This window comes from Providencia vermicola (assembly GCF_020381325.1).
GTDB classification, from domain to species: Bacteria; Pseudomonadota; Gammaproteobacteria; order Enterobacterales; family Enterobacteriaceae; genus Providencia; species Providencia vermicola.
In genome coordinates, this window is the sequence record NZ_JAGSPI010000008.1 from 23630 (window position 1) to 45259 (window position 21630).

A 21630-nucleotide genomic window follows, 5' to 3' on the forward strand; every position below is an offset into this window, starting at 1 on the left:
CTTAAATATCCCCATGGCGTAGCGCCAGCCCAGCTGCGATCACGAAGTCCCCTAATTGGCGTGGCAGTTTTAGATTATGGTGTTGAAAGGCTTGTCGTAGTTCCCATCTGTATGATTGCCATTGAGCATGGCAGTTATGGTTGGTTTGTGGATTTGTGGTATCGAGTGGTTGGTCTATATTTGGATGGTCGGTAATGAGGTAAACAGGCAAAGTTGAAGCGTGGCTTTCTGTATCCAGATGAGGTAAAAGCTGTGAAAGGGAAGTGATTTCATTATCTAGAACATGATTATAATTTGTAGGTAGACTAATGGGCCCTGACCATAACCATTCACCCTGTCTATAATGCACTAACCATGCATCGTCAGGTAATTGGCAATGGCGAGCAACATAACGCAATGCGACAGGGGCGACATCAATGGCCAGTAAATTAAAACCACTTTGTGTTAATAAATTTTGCCAAAAGGTGATATCCGCTTTTCGAGCCCCATTAAGGTAAACGTGTTGATTGATCACGCGATAGTCAATGGCGAGCTCATGAACATTCATTGGAAAGCATTTTTTAGCTTGAGATTGCAGATACCAACTTAGTTCAGGCTGTTGCAGATGGACTTGGTTCGGCAATGACAGTTGCTGTTTTAACGTACGAACAGCGGGCAAGGCAATAGAAACGGTACAGTTTTTCGGTAATTTCTGACGCCACTGCGTTAAAACTTTCAGTAGAATTTGGTGTTGTTCTGGATCTGAATTCTCAGTGATTTCGAAAGGGAGTTGCTGTTGCCAACATTCACATAAAGACCAGTATTTACGGCGTTGTTTTGTGGCAACTAATTGAATTTTATTTTGATAGATATCGATCCCAATGTTCCATTTTGATGTGTACATAGTTAATTTCCTTATCATTAACGGTTAAATTACGTTTTCTATTGTGCTGTATAAGCTTTATACTATGCGTTAGTGATATCTAAACCCTCTTGTTAGCCGAGCATGGGAATTTTCCGGTGAAGTTCGTAAAATATTTTTTTATTCTTGTTTTCTGTTGCATTTTTTTGGGAACCGCCTCGATTTATGGCATGTATAAATATGTCGAAGGTGAGCTACCTGATGTTGCAACGATGAAAGACATTCGTCTGCAAATTCCAATGCAGGTATACAGCGCTGATAACGAGTTGATTGCCCAATACGGTGAGAAACGTCGGATCCCACTTCCATTAGCGGAAATTCCACCGTTAATGGTGAAAGCGTTTATCGCGACAGAAGATAGCCGTTTTTATGACCATCACGGTATTGACCCGATTGGTATTTTCCGTGCGGTATCCGTGATGGCGTCATCTGGTCATGCGTCACAAGGTGCGAGTACCATTACTCAGCAGCTGGCGAGAAACTTCTATTTAAGTCCCGAAAAAACCTTAATGCGTAAAGCCAAAGAAGCTTTCTTAGCGATTCGCATCGAACAGCTTTTTTCGAAAGATGAAATTATGGAGCTGTACCTAAATAAAATTTATTTGGGTAACCGCGCTTATGGCGTTGGGGCTGCGGCTTACGTTTATTTCGGGAAAACAGTGGATGAGCTCACATTGAGCGAAATGGCCATGATTGCAGGGCTACCAAAAGCACCTTCAACATTTAACCCATTATATTCTTATGATCGTGCCATCAATCGTCGTAATGTCGTGCTTTCTCGTATGTTGGAAGAAAAGTACATTACGAAAGACCAGTATGAGCAAGCGAGAAACGAAAAAATTGTGGCGTCTTATCATGCGCCAAAGATTGATTTTTCTGCGCCTTATCTTGCCGAAATGGCTCGCCAAACGCTATATGATAAATACGGTGAAGATGCGTATACCGACGGTTACAAAGTGTATACCACGGTGATCCGCAAAGATCAGGAAGCTGCAACTGATGCTGTTCGCAATAACTTGATCGATTACGATACTCGCCATGGTTACCGTGGCCCAGCAGAAGTGCTGTGGAAGCCCAGTGAAATGGCATGGGCATCTGAAAAAATTATTGAAAAGCTGAAAAAATCCCCTGTTTACGGGCCGCTTATGCCTGGGGTCGTGCTATCCGCAACGGGTTCTGAAGCGAAAGTTATGTTAGCGGATGGCTCAAAAATTGATATTACGATGACCGGTGTACGTTGGGCGCGTAAATTTATTTCTGATACACAACAAGGTGCATCGCCAAGAGCAGTGAATGCGGTTGTTCAAGTGGGTGAGCAAATTTGGGTTCGTAAAGTAAAAGATAATTGGTGGCTGGGACAAGTTCCTGACGTAAATGCTGCTTTTGTTGCACTTAACCCTAATGATGGCGCGATTATCGCATTAGTCGGCGGTTTTGATTTCAATATGAGCGAGTTTAACCGCGTGACACAATCCCTGCGCCAAGTGGGCTCGAATATAAAACCCTTTTTGTATACTGCGGCAATGGACAAAGGCCTTACACTATCTTCTTTGCTGAATGACGTGCCTATTAGTCGTTGGGATGCGGGGGCTGGTTCTGACTGGCGGCCGAAGAACTCACCTCCACGCTATGATGGTCCAATCCGTTTACGTCAAGGGTTAGGGCAGTCGAAAAACGTGGTAATGGTTCGCGCAATGCGCGCCATGGGGGTTGATTACGCAGCGGATTATTTGATGCGTTTTGGTTTTCCGCGTGAAAATATTAACCGTACAGAGGCGTTAGCCTTGGGGGCTCCATCATTTACACCAATGCAAATGGTGCGTGGTTATGCGGTTATGGTCAATGGCGGGTATCTTGTTGATCCGTACTATATTTTGAAAATTGAAAATCACAATGATGAAGTGATTTTTGAAGCGAATCCTAAGCTAGCATGTCCTGATTGTACAAATATTCCAGTCGTTTACGGTGATACAGAACGTACCATCGAAATGAAAGGGATTGATGATGAATCTACAGAAGAAGTCACTCAATCAGGCCGTAATGTTGTGAATCAAGAGCCAACAATGGAAGTGGCAACCTCGGGTGACGAAAATGTGAGTTCAGTGCCTCAATACGCGCCTCATGTGATTAGTACGCCGCTTGCGTTCTTAATTCGAGATGCGATGATGACGAATATTTATGGTGAACCAGGCTGGTCTGGAACGGGCTGGCGCGCAGCGAGAGATTTAGGTGGACGCCGAGATATTGGTGGTAAAACAGGAACGACTAATAGCTCAAAAGATGCTTGGTTCTCGGGTTATGGCCCAGATGTTGTGGCATCAGCGTGGATCGGGTTTGATGATAATAGACGGACACTCGGCCGAGGTGAAGCAGGTGCGAAAAGTGCTCAGCCAATGTGGGATGATTTTATGAAATCCATCCTGACAGGTGTTCCTGTGAAAATGATGAAACCGCCGAAAGGGGTTATCTCTGTGTCAATTGACAGTCGTACGGGCAAATTAGGCTCTTCACGCCGTGAATATTTTATCGAAGGGACTGAGCCTAAAGAGTATTCTGTACAAGAAGTGGGAACAACTATTTCAACAGAAGGCGGCTTAAGCCAAGAGCTGTTCTAAGAAAATACGTTTAGTAATATCGTGATAAGCACCCCATTGTTATCAAAACTTGGGGTGTTTTTTTATGCTAAAAAACACTAAATGAGTGTAAAATAGCTTTTAACGATAAGAATAGGCGTAGAAAAAAAACGTGACTTATATAAAATATAAAAATAAGTAATATTACTTACTACTTTTTAAGTAACGTTCTAAGTAGAAAAGTGCGCTAATATTTCTCGCTTCGTTGAAGTCTGGATGTTCCAGTAGTTCCATCATATGTGCAATTGGCCACTTAACTTGTTGCAGAGGTTCAGGCTCATCACCTTCAAGCTTTTCGCTATAAAGGTCTTGTGCTACTAATATGTTCATTTTACTGGAAAAATAAGATGGTGACATAGTCAGTTTAGCAAGCTGAATGATGTTGTTTGCGCCATAGCCAACTTCTTCTTTGAGTTCGCGCTGTGCTGCTTCTAGCGCAATTTCGCCAGGGTCAATAGCCCCTTTAGGGAAACCGAGTTCGTAGTTTTCAATCCCAACGGCATATTCGCGTATCAGAATTAAGTGGTCATCAATAATAGGAATAATAAGAACGGCTTCGCGTTTTGCTGGGCGCATTCTTTCATAGACTCGTTTTTCACCGTTGCTAAATTCGAGATCAACTGACTGGATGCTGAATAATTTTGATTGAGCGACATCTTGAATGTTCAAGATTTTTGGTTTTTTTAGCTCTGTCATAACGATTTCCAAACAAGGTGGGTGGAACCTATTGCTAAAAGCATGTTTCATTTATTTATGTGGTAAATTTACTCTGCGTTGCCAGTATGTTGGCATCATTATGTCACTATGACCTATATCAAAAAAAAATGATAGAGATGATCGAGTAGATAAAATATTGTTAACTTGCTTCGTGCACAAATGTAGCACAGATAAATAAATAAAGATTTTTTTACAACGTATTGTAAGTTAAAGAAAAAAGTATAAATAGAATAGGAATCGGCTTATTTTGAGAAGGCAGTAGGATTGCTATGCTTTTCTTATTCATTTTTTGTTGGGGAAACAATGTTAAACCATGTCATTATAACGGCTATAATTGTTATTAGCCTAACTATAATGGCTTCCTTCCTGTATTTCAGGCGGGGGCGGCATTCTGGCATCTATCAGATACCCTCGGTAGCCTCACCTTCCTTTCGCAAAATGATTGACTCAGATTACCAAACAATCACTCAGTATTTAAATTATTGCGCTACAGCTTCGAATTCCTCTTCACAAACTCCTTGGCAAATTAAGCGAAATTCGACTATTGGTACAATTTGTCATTCGGTAACGCGTTTTAATTTACGCCAGGAGCAAGGGAATAGCTGGCGTTATTTTATCGATACGATTGAAGTGCAGCTTCCATCACAGTTGGAACCATATCTACAGCGACAAAATGTGATGGAGATTGTGGAGACTGATCATCTGCCATTGATTATTTCAATGAATAGCCATTCGCTTAAAGATTTTAGTAATGAATGGCTCGGTAACTCAGCATCGACTACGACCTTACCTGAAGCAGCTATTCAAGAGCGTGGACAACAGAATGTAGAATTATTACGTGTTCGTCAGGAAACAGCGGAGGAACATCGTCTACACAACTCCACGGGATGGTTAGGCGCAGGGTTGATTTGTTTAAGTTTTGTATTGGGTTATCTCACGTTAATTTCTATTCGGATTTTGCAGGGGTGGGGGTTAGCGAGTGCCGTACTGATTTTTATTATTGGTACATTAGTGCTCTTTCGTTCAAAAATGTTCCCTCGTAAGTACCAAGATATTCAATGTATTTATGGGCAGCCGAAGCGTTGGGAATTGTATGGTGAATTAGATAAAAAATATTCCACGAGTGCTTCCGTTAGCGGGACAGATTTACACTACCCTCTGCACTGGGAGGAGTATTTAAAATACGAATCAGATAAACCCGTTAATATTGATTTTTACCCTACGGGAGAGGTTGTTCGTCATGGGCAGTACCTCTCTTTACATGAAGAAGAGCGTTATTACCCTTACAAGCGTTACAAAAAAAATGTCCTGATGTTTATCGGTGCGTTATTGGTGATTGTGTTGGTATTTTCATACCAATCTATGAGTCTGCCCATTAAGTTGGGTTTTGCTTGGTTTGGTGGAACACAAAAAATTAATGTGACGGAAGTGACGGAGCTTGTTTCTCATAAGCTCAATGTGGGGGATACCCTAACAGCACAGGGGCAGGGGATGTGCTATCGTCCACCGAATTTAGATAACACCAACCAAGCGAATTTTGTCCCATTTGATTGCTCTGGCATTTATTGGAATAACATCAATGTGTCGACAGAGCCGCAGTCTGAGATTGCCGATCTATCGATATCCTTGCTCAATATAGTTAGAAATCAATTACATCCTGATAAAAATTCTATTGGCGTGAACCCAAGGTTACAGCGCGATATTATGAAATCAGGGATGAACATTATCTTTGATTTTTCAGCCATTATTATAGAAACGAACAAGTTGTGCCATGATGAGAACGCTTGCCTAAAACTCAAAAATGCGCTGACAAACCTTGGTAGCACAGATGATTGGCCGACCTTAGTGAGTAAGGCGTCATCGGGGAAATTAAGTGGTGCGCATGTTTTATTACGAGCAGGAAGTGCAGAGGCCTTGGAAAACATCGTTGAAGACACCACATATGACTTTATCAGAAAAGAAATAGACAAAGAAGTGCGTAAAATTAATAGTCCTTCCCCTGGTGGCGTATTGTTTGTGAGTGATGAAAACAAGCCTCTGGTGGATTTAATGATAGGGCCATCTTTTAATTTTAATGAATTATCACAGTTGGAACGTTGGAAAGAGCTCCACCGTTTATCGAATTTGTTAAGCAATACTCCCTTTAGTGTGGAAGGTATTGTGACTAAATTATCGACAGATGCTAATGGCACTTTGCATATCGTGTTACATGAAGAGCCGAATGAAGATATTGTCTCTCAATATGTTTGTAGTACGCTTTTTATCTTATTTCTTATCTTTTGTGTATTACTCAACGGCTCACTAATTGTGTTCCGTATTTTGAATAATAAGAAGCGATTACGTAATATCACTCAATATTACGATAAATGCTTTGAGGCTAATAACCCTTCCAATCGTCATTAGCATTATCCCGAAATGGTGGGAGCCTCATTGAGTTTGATTCAGACTGATAGTGAGGAGGCACCATGAATCAATCAACTATAGAACCTGTTCGCCTCGATAAGTGGCTTTGGGCTGCGCGTTTTTATAAAACACGTTCCATGGCGCGTGAAATGATTGATGGGGGCAAAGTTCATTATAATGGACAAAGAACTAAGCCTGGAAAAATCGTTGAACTCCATGCTTTAGTGAAGCTGAGGCAGGGGAATGATGAGAGGACGATTGAGATCCTTGAAATCAGTAGCCAGCGCAGAGGTGCGCCCGAAGCACAATTACTTTACCGTGAAACCGCTGAAAGTATTGAATATCGTGAAAAAATAGCGTTAGCGCGCAAAATGAATGCGTTAACCATGCCCCATCCAGAGCGCCGTCCAGATAAAAAAGAGCGACGAACTCTGCTAAAATTTAAACAAACGAATTCTCATGAGTCATCTGAATGATGGCATGAGCAACTGCCTGAGCAATAGAGAGAAATTATGTCAAAACAAGACCAACTCCACCGTTTTCTGTTTGAACAGCATTCCGTTCGTGGGGAAATGATTAGTGTCGATGAGACCTACGAGCAGATTTTAGAAAACCATGACTACCCTGTTGCAGTAAAAGGCTTATTGGGCGAACTGCTTGTTGCTACCAGTTTATTAACAGCAACGCTAAAATTTGATGGTGATATTACCGTTCAAATTCAAGGTGATGGCCCAGTTAAAATGGCTGTTATTAACGGTAATAACCTACAACAAATGCGAGGTGTTGCGCGTGTTGATGGCCCCGTTGTTGCGGGTAGCACACTGAACCAAATGATTGGCGATGGCTTCATGGTGATCACGATAACGCCTAACCAAGGTGAGCGTTACCAAGGAATTGTAGCGATTGAAGGCAACTCCATCGAAGAAAGTATTGATGCATACTTCCGCCAATCAGAGCAGCTGCCAACGCGTTTATTTATTCGTGTGGGTGAAGTGGATGGCAAAATGAGTGCGGGTGGGATGTTGCTGCAAGTTTTACCTGCTGCTGATGACACCAGCCACGATTTCTTTGATCACCTCGTGCAACTGACGGCAACGATTAAAGGCCAAGAGCTGAGCACTCTGGGCGTCAAAGAGGTTTTACATCGTCTTTATCATGAAGAAGATGTCACGTTATACGACCCTCAATCTGTGGAGTTTCGTTGCACCTGTTCAAGGGAACGTTGTGAAAGCACATTAGCAACTTTGCCAAAGGAAGATGTTATCGATATTTTGCACAAAGATGGGAAAATTGATATGGAATGTGAATTTTGTGGCTCACACTACGTATTTATTGAATCCGATATTGAAGGGTTAAATGATGAGCGAAATCAGCAACTTCACTGATACGATTTAGCAACCTAATTATGTGATAAGGGTGCAATTCTGCACCTTTTTTTTATAATTTTAAAGCATTATTACGTGCTCTAAGTCTCATTATGAATTAAAAAAAATTATACATTTTCAATTCTTTGATAACTATCGCTGTTAATTAGTCGTAAAGAATTATGATCATCTGCAGATTAGTTATGTTTACCAGGAGCAATATAATGAGCGCTAAAAGCATTACCCTGAAGGAACTTGAAAAGTACGGTATTCATGATGTAGCTGAAGTGGTTTATAACCCAAGTTACGAGCTATTATTCACGGAAGAAACTAAGCCAGGACTTGAAGGCTATGAACGCGGCACGGTCACCACATTAGGTGCGGTTGCAGTAGATACAGGTATCTTTACGGGTCGTTCACCAAAAGATAAATATATCGTTCGTGATGATGTCACTCGCGATACTGTATGGTGGGCAGACCAAGGTAAAGGTAAGAACGACAATAAGCCAATGTCACAAGAAGTGTGGAGTGATTTAAAGCACATTGTAACAGAGCAATTGTCTGGCAAACGTTTGTTTATCATTGATGCATTCTGTGGTGCGAACGCAGATACACGCCTGAAAGTCCGTTTTATTACGGAAGTGGCATGGCAAGCGCACTTCGTTAAAAATATGTTCATCCGCCCATCTGATGAAGAGTTAGTTGGCTTTGAACCTGATTTTATCGTGATGAATGGTGCAAAATGCACTAACCCGAACTGGAAAGCACAAGGTTTGAATTCAGAAAACTTTGTGGCGTTCAACTTAACTGAGCGTATGCAGTTAATTGGTGGCTCTTGGTACGGCGGCGAAATGAAAAAAGGCATGTTCTCAATGATGAACTACCTGCTGCCATTAAAAGGCATCGCTTCTATGCACTGTTCAGCGAACGTTGGCGAAAAAGGCGACGTTGCAATTTTCTTCGGTTTATCAGGCACGGGTAAAACCACGCTGTCTACCGATCCGAAACGTAAGTTAATCGGTGATGATGAGCATGGTTGGGACGATGACGGCGTATTCAACTTTGAAGGCGGTTGCTACGCAAAAACTATCAACCTATCTAAAGAAGCTGAGCCAGACATCTACGGCGCAATCAAGCGTGATGCATTACTTGAAAACGTCATGGTATTAGCAGACGGCACCGTTGATTTCAATGATGGTTCGAAAACGGAAAATACCCGTGTTTCTTACCCGATTTACCACATTGAAAACATTGTAAAACCTGTTTCTAAAGCAGGCCATGCAACAAAAGTTATTTTTCTGACGGCAGATGCGTTTGGTGTGTTACCACCTGTTTCTCGTTTAACCCCAGAGCAAACACAGTATCACTTCCTGTCTGGTTTTACTGCGAAATTAGCGGGTACAGAACGCGGTGTTACTGAACCAACTCCTACGTTCTCAGCGTGTTTCGGCGCAGCATTCTTATCACTGCACCCAACACAATATGCAGAAGTATTAGTTAAACGTATGGAAGCTGCGGGTGCAAAAGCATACTTAGTGAACACAGGTTGGAACGGAACAGGTAAACGTATCTCGATTAAAGATACTCGTGCCATCATTGATGCAATCTTAAGTGGCGATATCGAAAAAGCAGACACCATTAAGCTGCCAGTCTTCGATTTAGAAGTCCCTACAGCATTACCAGGCGTGGATACCAATATCCTTGACCCACGTAATACTTATGCAGATAAAGCGCAGTGGGATGAGAAAGCGGCAGACTTAGCGAACCGTTTCGTGAATAACTTCGATAAATACACAGACACGCCAGCAGGTGCTGCTTTAGTAAAAGCAGGTCCAAAACTGTAATTTGCGAATGCGTTTTGTGTTATAGAGAAAGGCTCTACGGTTGTAGAGCCTTTTTTGTTTGGTGATTACTCGGCAGAAGGCAGGTCAAATAGCAGAATTTCGCTGTCTTCATCTGCCTTGATAGTTAAGCCAGTTTCTTCCCAAATCGCTAAACCATCGCTGGTGGAGGCTTTTTGGCCGTTAATTTCAACGGTGCCTTTGACGACTTGGATCCACACGACTCGTTTTTCGGCGATTTCGTGGGTTTGTACGTCGTTTGCAGGCAATGCCCAGCGCCATAATTCCATGTCTTGATACACTTTCAGTGAACCGTCACGCGCATCGGGTGAAAGAACCAATTGTTTGCCATCAAGTGAATCAAAGCGTTTTTGTTCATAACGTGGCTCAATACCTGTTTTTTCAGGAATGATCCAAATTTGGTAAAGATGCAGCTCTTTATCACTGTTCGGGTTGTATTCTGAGTGGCGAATACCGGTACCTGCACTCATAATTTGGAATTCACCCGCTGGAATTTGCTCCATATTGCCCATGCTATCTTTGTGCTCGACGGCACCATTGAGCACATAGGTCAAAATCTCCATGTCTTTATGGGGGTGAGTACCAAAGCCTTGGCCTGCGGCAATAAAGTCTTCGTTAATCACTCTCAGAGCTGAAAAACCCATAAATTTTTCATCATAATAGCTAGAGAATGAGAAAGTGTGCCAGCTATCAAGCCAACCATGGTTAGCATGACCACGTTCATTTGCTTTGCGTAAATAGATCATTGTGTTATCTCCTAGTTGGATCCCCAACCCTGGTTGAACTTCTCTCTAAATCAATTGCAAACAGTTTAACCGTTTCGCTAAGAGAGAAAAGTAGCCGCCATTAACCATAGGATCCAAAAAATTTGAACAAGTGTGTTTGAGATAAGTGAAGAAAATGGATGAAAAAAGGGACGGGGGAGTTTTAGTCAATTAACCAATTGATACAGATAAAAAAATAGCCAGCGCAAGGCTGGCTAAAGTAAACACTGGAAGCAATGTGAGCAATGTCGTACTCCCAACAATAGGTGACTAAGTAACCATATCGAGGAAGTGATGATAATGATAATAGTTATCACTATCGTTTGTAAAGCACTATTTTTAACCAAAATAATATATCTTATAATTAAAACTGCAATTATATGATTTCTATGAAGTTAAATATTAACCATTATTTTTCAATGGATTAAGAAATATTTGGTTAAAAGGATGCAAACAAAGAAACATCGCTAATATTGGTTAACCTTAAATTAACTATGGTTAATGGGTAGGCTTTCGGCACACGCTGCCGCAGAGCTCCATGCCCATTGGAAGTTATAACCACCTAACCAACCAGTCACATCCACAACTTCACCGATAAAATACAACCCTTCTGTTTTCAGTGAACCCATTGTTTTTGATGATATTTCATGGGTATCAACACCACCTAGAGTGACTTCAGCTGTACGGTAGCCCTCAGTCCCATTAGGTTGAACTTGCCAAGCATGTAGTGTGTTATGCAGCGCTTCAACTTGTGGGTGGTTCAATTGCTTTAGGGCGCATTCAGGGATTTGCCCTTGCGCTTGCATGATTTCAATTAATCGCTTAGGTAATAATTTTGCGAGGGTGTTTTTTAAAGATTGATTCGGGTGCTCTTGTTTTTCTTCCATTAAAAAATCGCTGAGCGAGAGGGCCGGAAGTAAGTTAATACTTACATACTCTCCAGGGTTCCAATAGCTAGAAATCTGCAAGATAGCAGGGCCTGAGAGGCCGCGATGAGTAAAGAGGATATTTTCTTTAAAGAGCGTTCCATCAGCCGCTGTCACAGTTGCCGCGACGGAGATCCCTGATAGCACTTGCAGCGCTTCTAAAAGCGGCTTGTGCAGTGTAAATGGGACAAGGCCAGCACGGGTTGGAATAATCGAGTGGCCAAATTGTTCTGCTAAGCGGTAGCCAAATGGTGTGGCACCAAGGCCTGGCATCGATAACCCACCCGTTGCTACAACTAGTGAGCGAGCACTTACTTGGTTTCCATTTACGGTGACGAGAAAGCCTTCTGGCGTTTTTTCGACCTCGGTAACTTCACTGCGAAGCTTGATCGAAATATTCGGCAAATTACACTCATTTTGCAGCATATCGACAATATCTTGCGCACTATTGTCGCAAAAAAGCTGCCCTAAGGTTTTTTCATGATAAGGAATATTATATTTGGCAACTAACGCGATAAAATCCCATTGTGTATAGCGAGCAAGTGCTGACTTACAAAAATGTGGGTTCGTGGAAAGATAGTTGCTGTGCTCAGCGTACATATTCGTGAAATTGCAGCGTCCGCCTCCGGACATCAATATTTTTCTGCCTAATTTTTTGCCGTTATCAAGGACAAGTATGTTGAGTCCGCGTTTACCTGCGAGTGAGGCACAAAATAGACCTGCGGCACCTGCACCTAAAATAATAACGTCGATATTTTTCACGATGGCTTTCTCTATAGCTATTTGATTTTTAGCATAATTAAATTATGAGTATGGGTATTTTACGTCATCTTGCGGCGGTTGTAATGTAAAGGTTCGAGCGAGATCGGATGAAAAGTGTGTAAGACGTATTATAATTAGAAAAATTCGCGCAAAAAGAGCAAATAACTTTTATTTTCTGGAAAAATCGTTAAAAAAGTTTCAAAAATTCAGAATAAGTTTGTTTTAGCTAATGCATTGATATATATGGGGTAATTGCTATGAGGTACTTTTTTGATGGGTAGTTAAATCAAAAAAAGGTTAGATTTTGCTTCCACCGCCAGCGTTTGTCACTGATAATGCGCCGCGTTCATGTCCAACATATAATGGCTTAACGTCTATGCTACATCTTTTTACAGGTTTAGAATTTCATACAGGTCTATTATTAGTTCTGGCACTGCTATTTGTGCTGGTCTATGAGGCTATAAATGGCTTCCATGACACCGCTAACGCGGTAGCAACGGTTATTTATACCAGAGCAATGCGGGCACAGTTCGCAGTTGTCATGGCAGGGGTTTTTAACTTTTTTGGTGTCTTGCTGGGAGGGTTGAGTGTTGCCTACGCGATTGTCCACCTCTTACCAACAGACCTCTTGCTTAATGTGAGCTCTGCTCACGGCCTTGCAATGGTTTTCTCATTGCTACTGGCTGCAATTATTTGGAACCTTGGAACATGGTACCTCGGTATCCCTGCATCCAGTTCCCACACACTGATTGGTGCCATTATCGGGGTAGGTTTAACCAATGCGATAGTGACAGATTCATCAGTGGTTGACGCTCTGAATATACCGAAAATGATCAGTATTTTCATGTCGTTAATTCTTTCTCCAGCGATTGGTTTCGTGATTGCCGGTTTGATGATTTTCTTTTTACGCCGTTATTGGAGCGGAACAAAGAAACGTCGCCGTATTCACTTAACACCTGCAGAACGTGAGAAAAAGGATGGTAAGCGTAAGCCGCCATTCTGGACCCGTACCGCACTGATTTTATCCGCGGTTGGCGTCAGTTTCTCGCACGGTGCGAACGATGGGCAGAAAGGTATCGGTCTTATCATGCTTGTGCTGATTGGTGTTGCGCCAGCTGGTTTCGTCATGAATATGAACTCAAACGGTTATGATATCGCGAGAACTCATGATGCTGTAGTCCACCTGCAACAATACTATGAGACACATAAACCTGCGTTAAACCACGCGATAGAAAATACCCCAGCAGTTGCTGAAAGTAGTAATGAGCCTGGTGGCGAATTCCATTGCGATAGTTCACGTACAGGTGCAATTTTAAATCAAGCTCAGACGATGCTAAACGGCATTCAGAGCTACGAAGAGCTAACGCCTGACCAGCGTAACCATGCGCGCCGTTTATTGATGTGTATCTCTGATACAGCGAATGCGGTAGCGAAATTACCAGAAACGAGCTCGAAAGATGCAAGCTTACTGAAAAAACTCAGTAATGACCTGCTGTATACGGTTGAGTATGCACCACTGTGGATCATCATTGCGGTTGCTTTAGCCCTGTCTTTAGGCACGATGTTTGGTTGGCAGCGTGTTGCAGTCACGATTGGTGAGAAGATTGGTAAGAAAGGCATGACCTACGCACAAGGTGTTTCTGCGCAGGTGACAGCGGCAGTGTCGATTGGTGTGGCGAGTTATACAGGTATGCCTGTTTCAACAACCCAAGTGTTATCTTCCGCTGTTGCGGGAACCATGGTTGTTGATGGCGGTGGTGTACAAACTAAAACAATCAAAAGTATTGCGTTAGCGTGGTTACTGACTTTACCTGTCTCGATTGTTTTATCTGGTGGGTTGTACTGGTTATCTCTGCTGTTTATCTAACAGCACTTCACTTGGCTTCACTGTTGTGAAGCCGTCGAAAGTGACATGAACACAGTGATATAAGAATACAGAATAGTGATGATCGTAAGGTCATCACTATTTTTTTTATGTCAAGAAGGTGGGTTAACCCGTCATCAAAAGATAAACTAAGCTCACGACAACAAGAATACTGAGCCGGCTTATTGTCATAAATTGTTTACGGATTCGTTCACAACGTGCAATGACTTCAGGGTCATAATGCTCAAGATACTGTTTGCTATTGATATATCGGACAAGCCGAAGTTGTTTGTTCAGTTGGCCATGGGTGGTGAAAAAACCATTCCCATCAACGGATTGGTAGAGTAGCGGATCGGAATCCCGCAAAATAGATAATAAAACACGAATGGACGAAAAATAACGCATCATATTCAAGATGCATAAAATGCAGAGTGCCCAAAATAAAGCAATCATACTGAACATAATCCCCTCCTTAGAAACCCAGCTCACAGCACTTGTCAAAAAGGAAATACAGCAAGATATTTTATTTATACTCAGTCATTTCATTGTAGGATAAATCATTGTTTAAAAAAAGTGCAACCCCTACAAATTTTTGATTACTTTTTGTTTATGTTGAAAAAAATACTTCATTGCTACTTATCATTGGATATCACACTTTAGTGTGAAATTATGTTGTTTTTTGCCTGTGGAAGTGTAGCCATAACTCGAATTATTTAGGTGAATATATTAATATTGAAGGAATGATGTTATTGTTTTATAAAATGTTATATACACTTATGATTTTAAGGTTAATCTGCTTAGATGTGATCAGTGCAACACTTAATTATCACCGTTAGCAGGTATAGTATTATTAAGATGTGGTGAAGGCATAACCACTGGATTAATCAGCATTCGGAAGGAGTTTACTTATGGCTTACAAACATATTCTTGTTGCGGTAGATTTATCACCTGAAAGTAAAGTATTACTGGATAAGGCTGTCTCTATGGCAAAACCTTACGGTGCCAAAGTATCCATGATCCATGTTGATGTTAACTATTCAGACCTGTACACCGGACTTATTGATGTCAATTTGGGTGATATGCAGCAGCGTATCACTGATGAGACGCGTAATGCGCTGAAAGATTTATCCGCAGGTGCGGGGTATGAAATTCAAGAAACGCTGAGTGGTAGCGGCGACCTTGGTCAAGTACTGGTTGATGCCATTAAAAAATATGACATGGACTTAGTGGTCTGTGGTCATCACCAAGACTTTTGGAGCAAACTGATGTCATCCGCACGTCAGTTAATCAATACAGTTCATGTGGATATGTTGATTGTCCCGTTAAATGACGATGAAGAGTAATCTATTCTCTCTCATTTGAAATATTATTCACTAAAAACGCTTGCTTATGCAGGCGTTTTTTTTGTGTCAAAATATGACATCTAGGGTAGATATTGGCAGGTCAAGCAATTTTTTTTGCATTATAGTGAAAAAAAACCTTGAATTTAGAATACAAACTAATGATATATTCAATAGGCAAAACACAAATCAACCTCACATTTCCTAAAAATAATGACAAGAAAGAGTGAGGCACATCACAACAACCACATGTTAAAAAAGGAAGACATAGATGACACAATCACTATCTTCATTCTTGGAGTCTGTCCAAAAAAGAGATCCTTCACAGCCAGAGTTTTTACAAGCTGTGCGTGAAGTATTCACTTCCCTTTGGCCTTTCCTTGAGCAAAATGCAAAGTACCGTGACCAAGCACTGCTTGAGCGCTTTGTTGAACCTGAAAGGGTTATCCAATTCCGCGTATGTTGGATGGATGACCAAGGCAAAGTCCAAGTTAATCGCGCATGGCGTGTGCAATTTAGCTCAGCCATCGGCCCATTCAAAGGCGGTATGCGTTTCCATCCATCTGTTAACTTATCCATTCTGAAATTCTTAGGCTTCGAACAAACATTGAAAAACGCACTAACTACCTTACCAATGGGCGGTGGTAAAGGCGGTTCAGACTTTGATCCGAAAGGAAAAAGCACGGGTGAAGTAATGCGTTTCTGCCAAGCATTGATGACAGAATTGTATCGCCACATTGGTTCAAACACTGACGTACCTGCGGGTGATATTGGTGTAGGTGCGCGTGAAGTTGGCTTTATGACGGGGATGATGAAAAAACTGTCTAACGATACCTCTTGTGTATTTACGGGGAAAGGCTTGTCTTTCGGTGGTAGCTTAATTCGCCCTGAAGCAACCGGTTACGGTTTAGTGTACTTCACTAATGCAATGTTACAGCGCCATGGTTTAAGCTTTGATGGTATGCGTGTTGCGGTCTCTGGTTCAGGTAACGTGGCACAGTACACCATTGAAAAATGTATGGAACTGGGTGCGAAAGTGGTTACTGCATCGGATTCTAGCGGTACGGTAGTTGATGAGGCTGGCTTCACTGCAGAAAAACTCGCACGCTTAGAAGAAATCAAAAATAATTATGGTCGTGTTGAAGAATACGCGAAAGAGTTTGGTTTAACTTACTTAGCGGGTCAGCAACCATGGAATGTCCCTGTTGATATCGCATTGCCATGTGCAACACAAAATGAGCTGGATGTTGAAGCAGCGAAAGTGTTAATCAAAAATGGTGTTAAAGCGGTCGCAGAAGGCGCAAACATGCCAACGACGATCCCTGCAACAGAGCTGTTCCTCGAAGCTGGCGTGTTGTTTGCACCAGGTAAAGCTGCTAACGCAGGCGGTGTGGCAACATCAGGTCTGGAAATGGCGCAGAATGCGGCTCGTCTTGGCTGGAAAGCAGAGAAGGTCGATGCGCGCTTACACCACATCATGTTGGATATCCACCACCACTGTGTTGAGTTTGGCGGTGAAGGAAAACAAATCAACTATGTTCAAGGCGCGAACATCGCGGGCTTTGTAAAAGTCGCTGATGCAATGCTTGGGCAGGGTGTGTTGTAATCCTCTGACAAAAAAAACGTACGCGAAAGGGCGGTTGTATCATACTGATAATTCACCTGTACATACGCCCTTCGCCGTTACGTTTAGTCGTTATTTTTAATGCATGGATAGATATCGAATCGATGGCTTTTTGTTGTGACCGCTGACGGCGCTTTTTGTCCCGCAAGGGGCTCTGCATAGTCAGGGCGTTTGACCACTACACGGCGTTTTGCCAAGGCAATCGCAGGCGCTAATAATGCATCTGCATCATCATCTGCTCCCACCAATGACTGAAACACCCGCATCTCTTTTTTCACTAATGCACTCTTTTGCCGATGTGGATACATTGGGTCAAGATAGATAACATCTGGCGCTGGAGTTATTTCACTCAGGGCGGTAATACTCGATGCATGGATCAAGGACATGCGTTCTTGTAGCCATGGACCGATTTCGGCATCTTGATAACCACGTTGTAAGCCATCGTCCAGCAATGCCGCAACCACAGGGTGACGCTCTAACATGCGAACGTGACAACCAAGAGCGGCGAGCACAAAGGCGTCCCGGCCTAACCCTGCGGTGGCATCAATGACATCAGGCAAATACTCTTTTTTAATCCCAACCGCTTTTGCGACTGCTTCACCACGTCCACCGCCGAATTTTCGGCGATGAGCCATCGCACCTGAAACAAAATCGACAAAAATACCACCGAGTTTGGGTTCATCAAGTTTGCGCAGCTGCAAATTTTCAGGGGTAAGCACCAGTGCCATCGTGGCATCTGGTGTATGAGAAAGTTGCCATTTTTCAGAAAGTTGAGAAAGAGTGCCTTGACTGGCACCCTCTTCACAGATCAACTGGATCTTAATGTGATTAGCCATGAATACCGTAGCTCTTCAACATCGCATCAAGTTCTGGTTTACGACCACGGAAACGCTCAAATAACGCCATTGGTTCTTCAGAGCCACCACGACTTAAAATATTGTCGAGGAACGATTGGCCTGTTTGGCGGTTAAAAATGCCTTCCTCACTAAAGCGCGAGTAAGCATCTGCTGCGAGTACATCAGCCCACAAATAGCTGTAGTAGCCTGCAGCGTAACCGCCTGCAAAAATATGGCTAAAGGCATGTGGGAAGCGCGCCCATTTCGGTGACGGTACTACCGCGACTTTGTCTTTAATCGCATATAACGTTGGCATGACTTGCGCGCCTTTGGCTGGGTCATACTCAGCGTGCAAGGTGAAATCAAATAGACCAAACTCTAATTGGCGTAAAACAAACATCGCGGATTGATAGTTTTTCGCCGCTAACATGCTACTTAACATTTCGGCTGGTAATGGTTCGCCAGTTTCATAATGACCAGAAATAAACTCCAGCGCTTCAGGTTCCCAGCACCAGTTTTCCATAAATTGGCTTGGTAATTCGACTGCATCCCATGGTACACCGTTGATACCCGCGACATCAGCCACATCGATTTGCGTTAACATATGGTGCAAGCCGTGACCAAATTCATGGAACAGAGTGATGACTTCATCATGGGTGAAGAGGGCAGGTTTATCGCCTAATGGCTGGTTAAAGTTACATGTCAGGTAAGCCACTGGGTTTTGCAGTGAGCCATCTTTATGCACCATACGGCCAACACAATCGTCCATCCAAGCTCCGCCACGTTTGTGTTCACGTGCATAGAGATCAAGGTAGAAGCTACCGCGTAGGGTATTAGTATCATCATACAGTTCAAAGAAACGCACATCTTTATGCCATGTTTCGACATCATTACGCTCTTTGGCGGTTAAACCATAGATACGATGAACAACTTCAAACAAGCCATTTAAGACGCGTTGTTCAGGGAAATAAGGGCGTAATTGTTCATCACTTAATGAGAATTTATGCTGTTTTTGTTTCTCGCTGTAATACGCTAGATCCCACGATTCTAAGGACTCAACGCCATAATGTTCTTTCGCAAAAGCGGTGAGTTCAGCCAGTTCGTCTTTACCTTGCTGGTGGGCGCGATCGGCTAAGTCATTGAGGAAGCCTAAAACTTGCTCTGGTGATTCCGCCATTTTTGTTGCTAGGGATTTATCTGCATAATTTTTGAAGCCAAGCAATTGGGCAAGCTCGTGGCGTAACGCCATTAATTCATCGATAAGCTCGCTATTATCCCATTTACCCGCATTTGGCCCTTGGTCTGAGGCGCGAGTACTGTATGCATGGCTCATTTCACGGCGCAGTTCTGCGTTATCCGCGTAGGTCATGACAGGCAGGTAGCTTGGCATGTCGAGAGTTAAGAGGTAGCCTTCTTCGCCTTTGGCTTCCGCCATGGCTTTTGCGGCGGCAATGGCGCTTTCGGGCATACCCGCTAATTCTTTTTCATCCTTAATAAGTTTCGTCCACCCCATGGTGGCATCAAGCACATTATTGCCAAATTTAGAAGCGATCTCCGACAAACGTGCAACAATTTCCCCGTAACGTTGCTGTTTTTCAGCAGGCAAGCCGATACCTGATAATTCGAAATCACGTAAGGTGTTTTCGATAGATTTACGCTGTGATTGGCTAAGCGAGTTAAACTCAGCACTTTCTTTTAAGGATTTATACGCTTGGTATAAGGGCTCATGCTGACCCATCCATGTACTGAATTCAGACAGTAGCGGTAAACATTGCTCGTAAGCTTCGCGCAGTTCAGGGCTATTTTTCACAGAATGCAGATGGCTCACTGGTGACCAAACGCGAGACAGCTTATCACTGGCTGCTTCTAACGGCTGACACAGGTTATCCCACGTATAGTGGGTGGTTGCATTCAGGAGGTTTTCAACTGTTTGGCGGTACTCGGTGAGCACATGTTCGACAGCAGGAAAAACGTGAGCAGGTTCAATGCTAGAAAAACGGGGTAATGCAGAATCGGCTAATAATGAATTTGTCATAAAAACATCCTGTGATTGCAGGCTTGTGCTCGTAGGCCAAGGCTTACAGTGTTGACAATAAAAGTTAAACGGCGAACTTATCCCCAAACAATTCATGTTATCGGGTGATAAAACCAGCACACCATTATGAATATAAGAAAGTATATGGGGGCGGATATGGAAACCTCAATATCAAGATAACGTTTTTTCTTATTAGTACTTATCAATAAATGGGGTTTTTGTTAGCTTTTATCAATAAAAAGGATAGTTGTAGTTTCAATGCTTTGGAAAATAATGAATTCAGTCTATAATCACTTTCCAATCTATAGAGGAAGATCGTCGTCTCCGGTGAGGCGGCTGGATTTCAAATCCAGTTGGGGCTGCCAGCAGTCCCGGGCAGGTTCGACTCCTGTGATCTTCCGCCACTCAATGGCTATCCTGAAAACATTCTCTGTATTCTTATCATCTTAATAGCTCCTCTTTTTCAATAAATTATTGTTGTTTTATTCTATGCTTTCTATAATTTAGTAAAAAATTATTTTTATTTACTAAATTATAGGTGTTGTATGGATAGTAAAAATATTATTGCCTTAGCATTGAAACAATTATCTTGGACACAAAAACAATTAGCTCAGTTTTTAGCAGTTTCACCGACACAAATTAGCAAGTGGAAGAAAGGTGAATATATGTCTAACGAGATGGAAACATGCATTCGTGAAAAAATTGGTTTAGGTAAATTATCTGCTGAGCTTGTTTTGCGTGTTGGTAGTATTGAAAATGCTATGAAATGGGATCGTATTATCAAAATCATTGCTGATGATGAAAAAGAAAATGTAGAAACAGGCTATATTACGGTTCCTTTAGAGGATGATGTCGATTTTTTAAGCTCTCAAATTATAAAAATCTTTACTGAACTAGGTATTAGCATACCAAGTCAGTTTCCTAAGGAGCTTGAGGTTACACACGACGATGAGTGTGATGATAGTTTATTTGATATTATTAGCACTAATCAATATACAAAGCTTATTCGAGCTATCTTCCAATCGTTAAATGATGTTTATGGTTTTTATGCAGCGTATATAGAAGATTTAATTTTTGATGATAAATTAGAAATATATGACTCTGAAGCTATGAATATAGGGCCTTGTTTAATTTATTTAGCAGCATCCAAAATTGATGTGGATAGTAACTTTGCACCTAATTTCAATTCTTTTAAATACAAAATTAATAGTGAATATATCCAGTGGATTAATCTTGTAAAAGAACGTGCATTTAGAGAACATATCCCATTACGTGCGGAGCTATTAGATATTGTTTATAAGAGTCATGATGAAGTTGGACATGATGCTGAAGCACAAAGCTTAGGGTTCAATGAACATCGGTTGCACCCTGATATTTATATAAATGAATTACTCGTCGGTATGCGGTTAATTCATCAAGTTTTACCAAGAATTATGGAAAAACTTGAGATTACAGATTTTGTCCCCGATGATCCAAATTTAAGAATTTAATGAAAACATACTTTAAGGCATCGAAAGGTGCCTTAAGCAATTGTATTTTTCCTGAATAAAATCAGATAAGACTCTGACTAGCGGACTGGTAAATATATGGATATTAAGG

Annotated in this window: 16 protein-coding genes and 1 tRNA gene; 10 read left to right on the top strand and 7 right to left on the bottom strand. The window is 42.0% G+C overall.

The window, feature by feature from the left end; genetic code table 11:
• Nucleotide 1 precedes the first annotated feature (1 nt).
• Entirely contained in the window at nucleotides 2-883 is an 882-nt protein-coding gene (pilM, locus tag KDJ85_RS12710; protein ID WP_225819979.1) for a pilus assembly protein PilM, read from the bottom strand.
• A 116-nt stretch (nucleotides 884-999) separates the two neighbouring features.
• Between pilM and mrcA the strand changes: the two genes are divergently transcribed.
• Nucleotides 1000-3516, top strand: a complete 2517-nt coding sequence (gene mrcA, locus KDJ85_RS12715) for a peptidoglycan glycosyltransferase/peptidoglycan DD-transpeptidase MrcA (protein ID WP_225819980.1) — start codon at nucleotides 1000-1002, stop codon at nucleotides 3514-3516.
• Nucleotides 3517-3678: 162 nt separating this feature from the next.
• On the opposite strand, the gene nudE is transcribed toward mrcA, so the two are convergent.
• On the bottom strand, nucleotides 3679-4230 hold the full coding sequence (gene nudE / locus KDJ85_RS12720; protein ID WP_225819981.1) for an ADP compounds hydrolase NudE: 552 nt from the start codon (nucleotides 4228-4230) through the stop codon (nucleotides 3679-3681).
• 324 nt (nucleotides 4231-4554) lie between these two features.
• On the opposite strand from nudE, the gene KDJ85_RS12725 reads away from it, so the two are divergent.
• From KDJ85_RS12725 to pckA, 4 genes are all read left to right on the top strand, one after another.
• Nucleotides 4555-6654, top strand: a complete 2100-nt coding sequence (locus KDJ85_RS12725; protein ID WP_225819982.1) for an IgaA/UmoB family intracellular growth attenuator — start codon at nucleotides 4555-4557, stop codon at nucleotides 6652-6654.
• Between the two features lie 62 nt (nucleotides 6655-6716).
• Nucleotides 6717-7130 (top strand): ribosome-associated heat shock protein Hsp15, encoded by a 414-nt coding sequence (gene hslR / locus KDJ85_RS12730; RefSeq protein ID WP_225819983.1) that lies wholly within the window; start codon nucleotides 6717-6719, stop codon nucleotides 7128-7130.
• A gap of 36 nt (nucleotides 7131-7166) precedes the next feature.
• Entirely contained in the window at nucleotides 7167-8039 is an 873-nt protein-coding gene (hslO, locus tag KDJ85_RS12735; protein ID WP_206085197.1) for an Hsp33 family molecular chaperone HslO, read from the top strand.
• A gap of 203 nt (nucleotides 8040-8242) precedes the next feature.
• Nucleotides 8243-9862: a phosphoenolpyruvate carboxykinase (ATP) gene (gene pckA, locus KDJ85_RS12740; protein ID WP_225819984.1), complete on the top strand. Its 1620-nt coding sequence runs from the start codon at nucleotides 8243-8245 to the stop codon at nucleotides 9860-9862.
• A 65-nt stretch (nucleotides 9863-9927) separates the two neighbouring features.
• Here the strand turns inward: pckA and KDJ85_RS12745 are convergent, their stop codons facing one another.
• On the bottom strand, nucleotides 9928-10626 hold the full coding sequence (locus KDJ85_RS12745) for a pirin family protein (protein ID WP_225819985.1): 699 nt from the start codon (nucleotides 10624-10626) through the stop codon (nucleotides 9928-9930).
• A 506-nt stretch (nucleotides 10627-11132) separates the two neighbouring features.
• Nucleotides 11133-12332, bottom strand: coding sequence for a BaiN/RdsA family NAD(P)/FAD-dependent oxidoreductase (locus tag KDJ85_RS12750; protein ID WP_225819986.1), 1200 nt, complete (start codon nucleotides 12330-12332; stop codon nucleotides 11133-11135).
• 376 nt (nucleotides 12333-12708) lie between these two features.
• Between KDJ85_RS12750 and pitA the strand changes: the two genes are divergently transcribed.
• Nucleotides 12709-14199, top strand: coding sequence for an inorganic phosphate transporter PitA (gene pitA, locus KDJ85_RS12755; protein WP_225819987.1), 1491 nt, complete (start codon nucleotides 12709-12711; stop codon nucleotides 14197-14199).
• Between the two features lie 123 nt (nucleotides 14200-14322).
• Here the strand turns inward: pitA and uspB are convergent, their stop codons facing one another.
• Entirely contained in the window at nucleotides 14323-14658 is a 336-nt protein-coding gene (gene uspB / locus KDJ85_RS12760; protein ID WP_206085193.1) for a universal stress protein UspB, read from the bottom strand.
• A 446-nt stretch (nucleotides 14659-15104) separates the two neighbouring features.
• On the opposite strand from uspB, the gene uspA reads away from it, so the two are divergent.
• Entirely contained in the window at nucleotides 15105-15539 is a 435-nt protein-coding gene (gene uspA / locus KDJ85_RS12765) for a universal stress protein UspA (RefSeq protein WP_047756456.1), read from the top strand.
• A 268-nt stretch (nucleotides 15540-15807) separates the two neighbouring features.
• On the top strand, nucleotides 15808-17142 hold the full coding sequence (gene gdhA, locus KDJ85_RS12770; RefSeq protein WP_219245246.1) for an NADP-specific glutamate dehydrogenase: 1335 nt from the start codon (nucleotides 15808-15810) through the stop codon (nucleotides 17140-17142).
• Between the two features lie 83 nt (nucleotides 17143-17225).
• On the opposite strand, the gene rsmJ is transcribed toward gdhA, so the two are convergent.
• Both rsmJ and prlC read right to left on the bottom strand, forming a co-directional pair.
• Nucleotides 17226-17996 (bottom strand): 16S rRNA (guanine(1516)-N(2))-methyltransferase RsmJ, encoded by a 771-nt coding sequence (gene rsmJ / locus KDJ85_RS12775; RefSeq protein WP_225819988.1) that lies wholly within the window; start codon nucleotides 17994-17996, stop codon nucleotides 17226-17228.
• Complete coding sequence (prlC, locus tag KDJ85_RS12780) at nucleotides 17989-20031, bottom strand: oligopeptidase A (RefSeq protein WP_225819989.1); 2043 nt, start codon at nucleotides 20029-20031, stop codon at nucleotides 17989-17991. Before prlC ends, rsmJ begins: the two co-directional genes overlap by 8 nt.
• 309 nt (nucleotides 20032-20340) lie before the next feature.
• Here prlC and KDJ85_RS12785 point away from each other — a divergent pair.
• Nucleotides 20341-20435, top strand: a tRNA-Sec gene (locus tag KDJ85_RS12785).
• A gap of 141 nt (nucleotides 20436-20576) precedes the next feature.
• Complete coding sequence (locus KDJ85_RS12790; protein ID WP_225819990.1) at nucleotides 20577-21521, top strand: helix-turn-helix domain-containing protein; 945 nt, start codon at nucleotides 20577-20579, stop codon at nucleotides 21519-21521.
• Nucleotides 21522-21630: the final 109 nt, after the last annotated feature.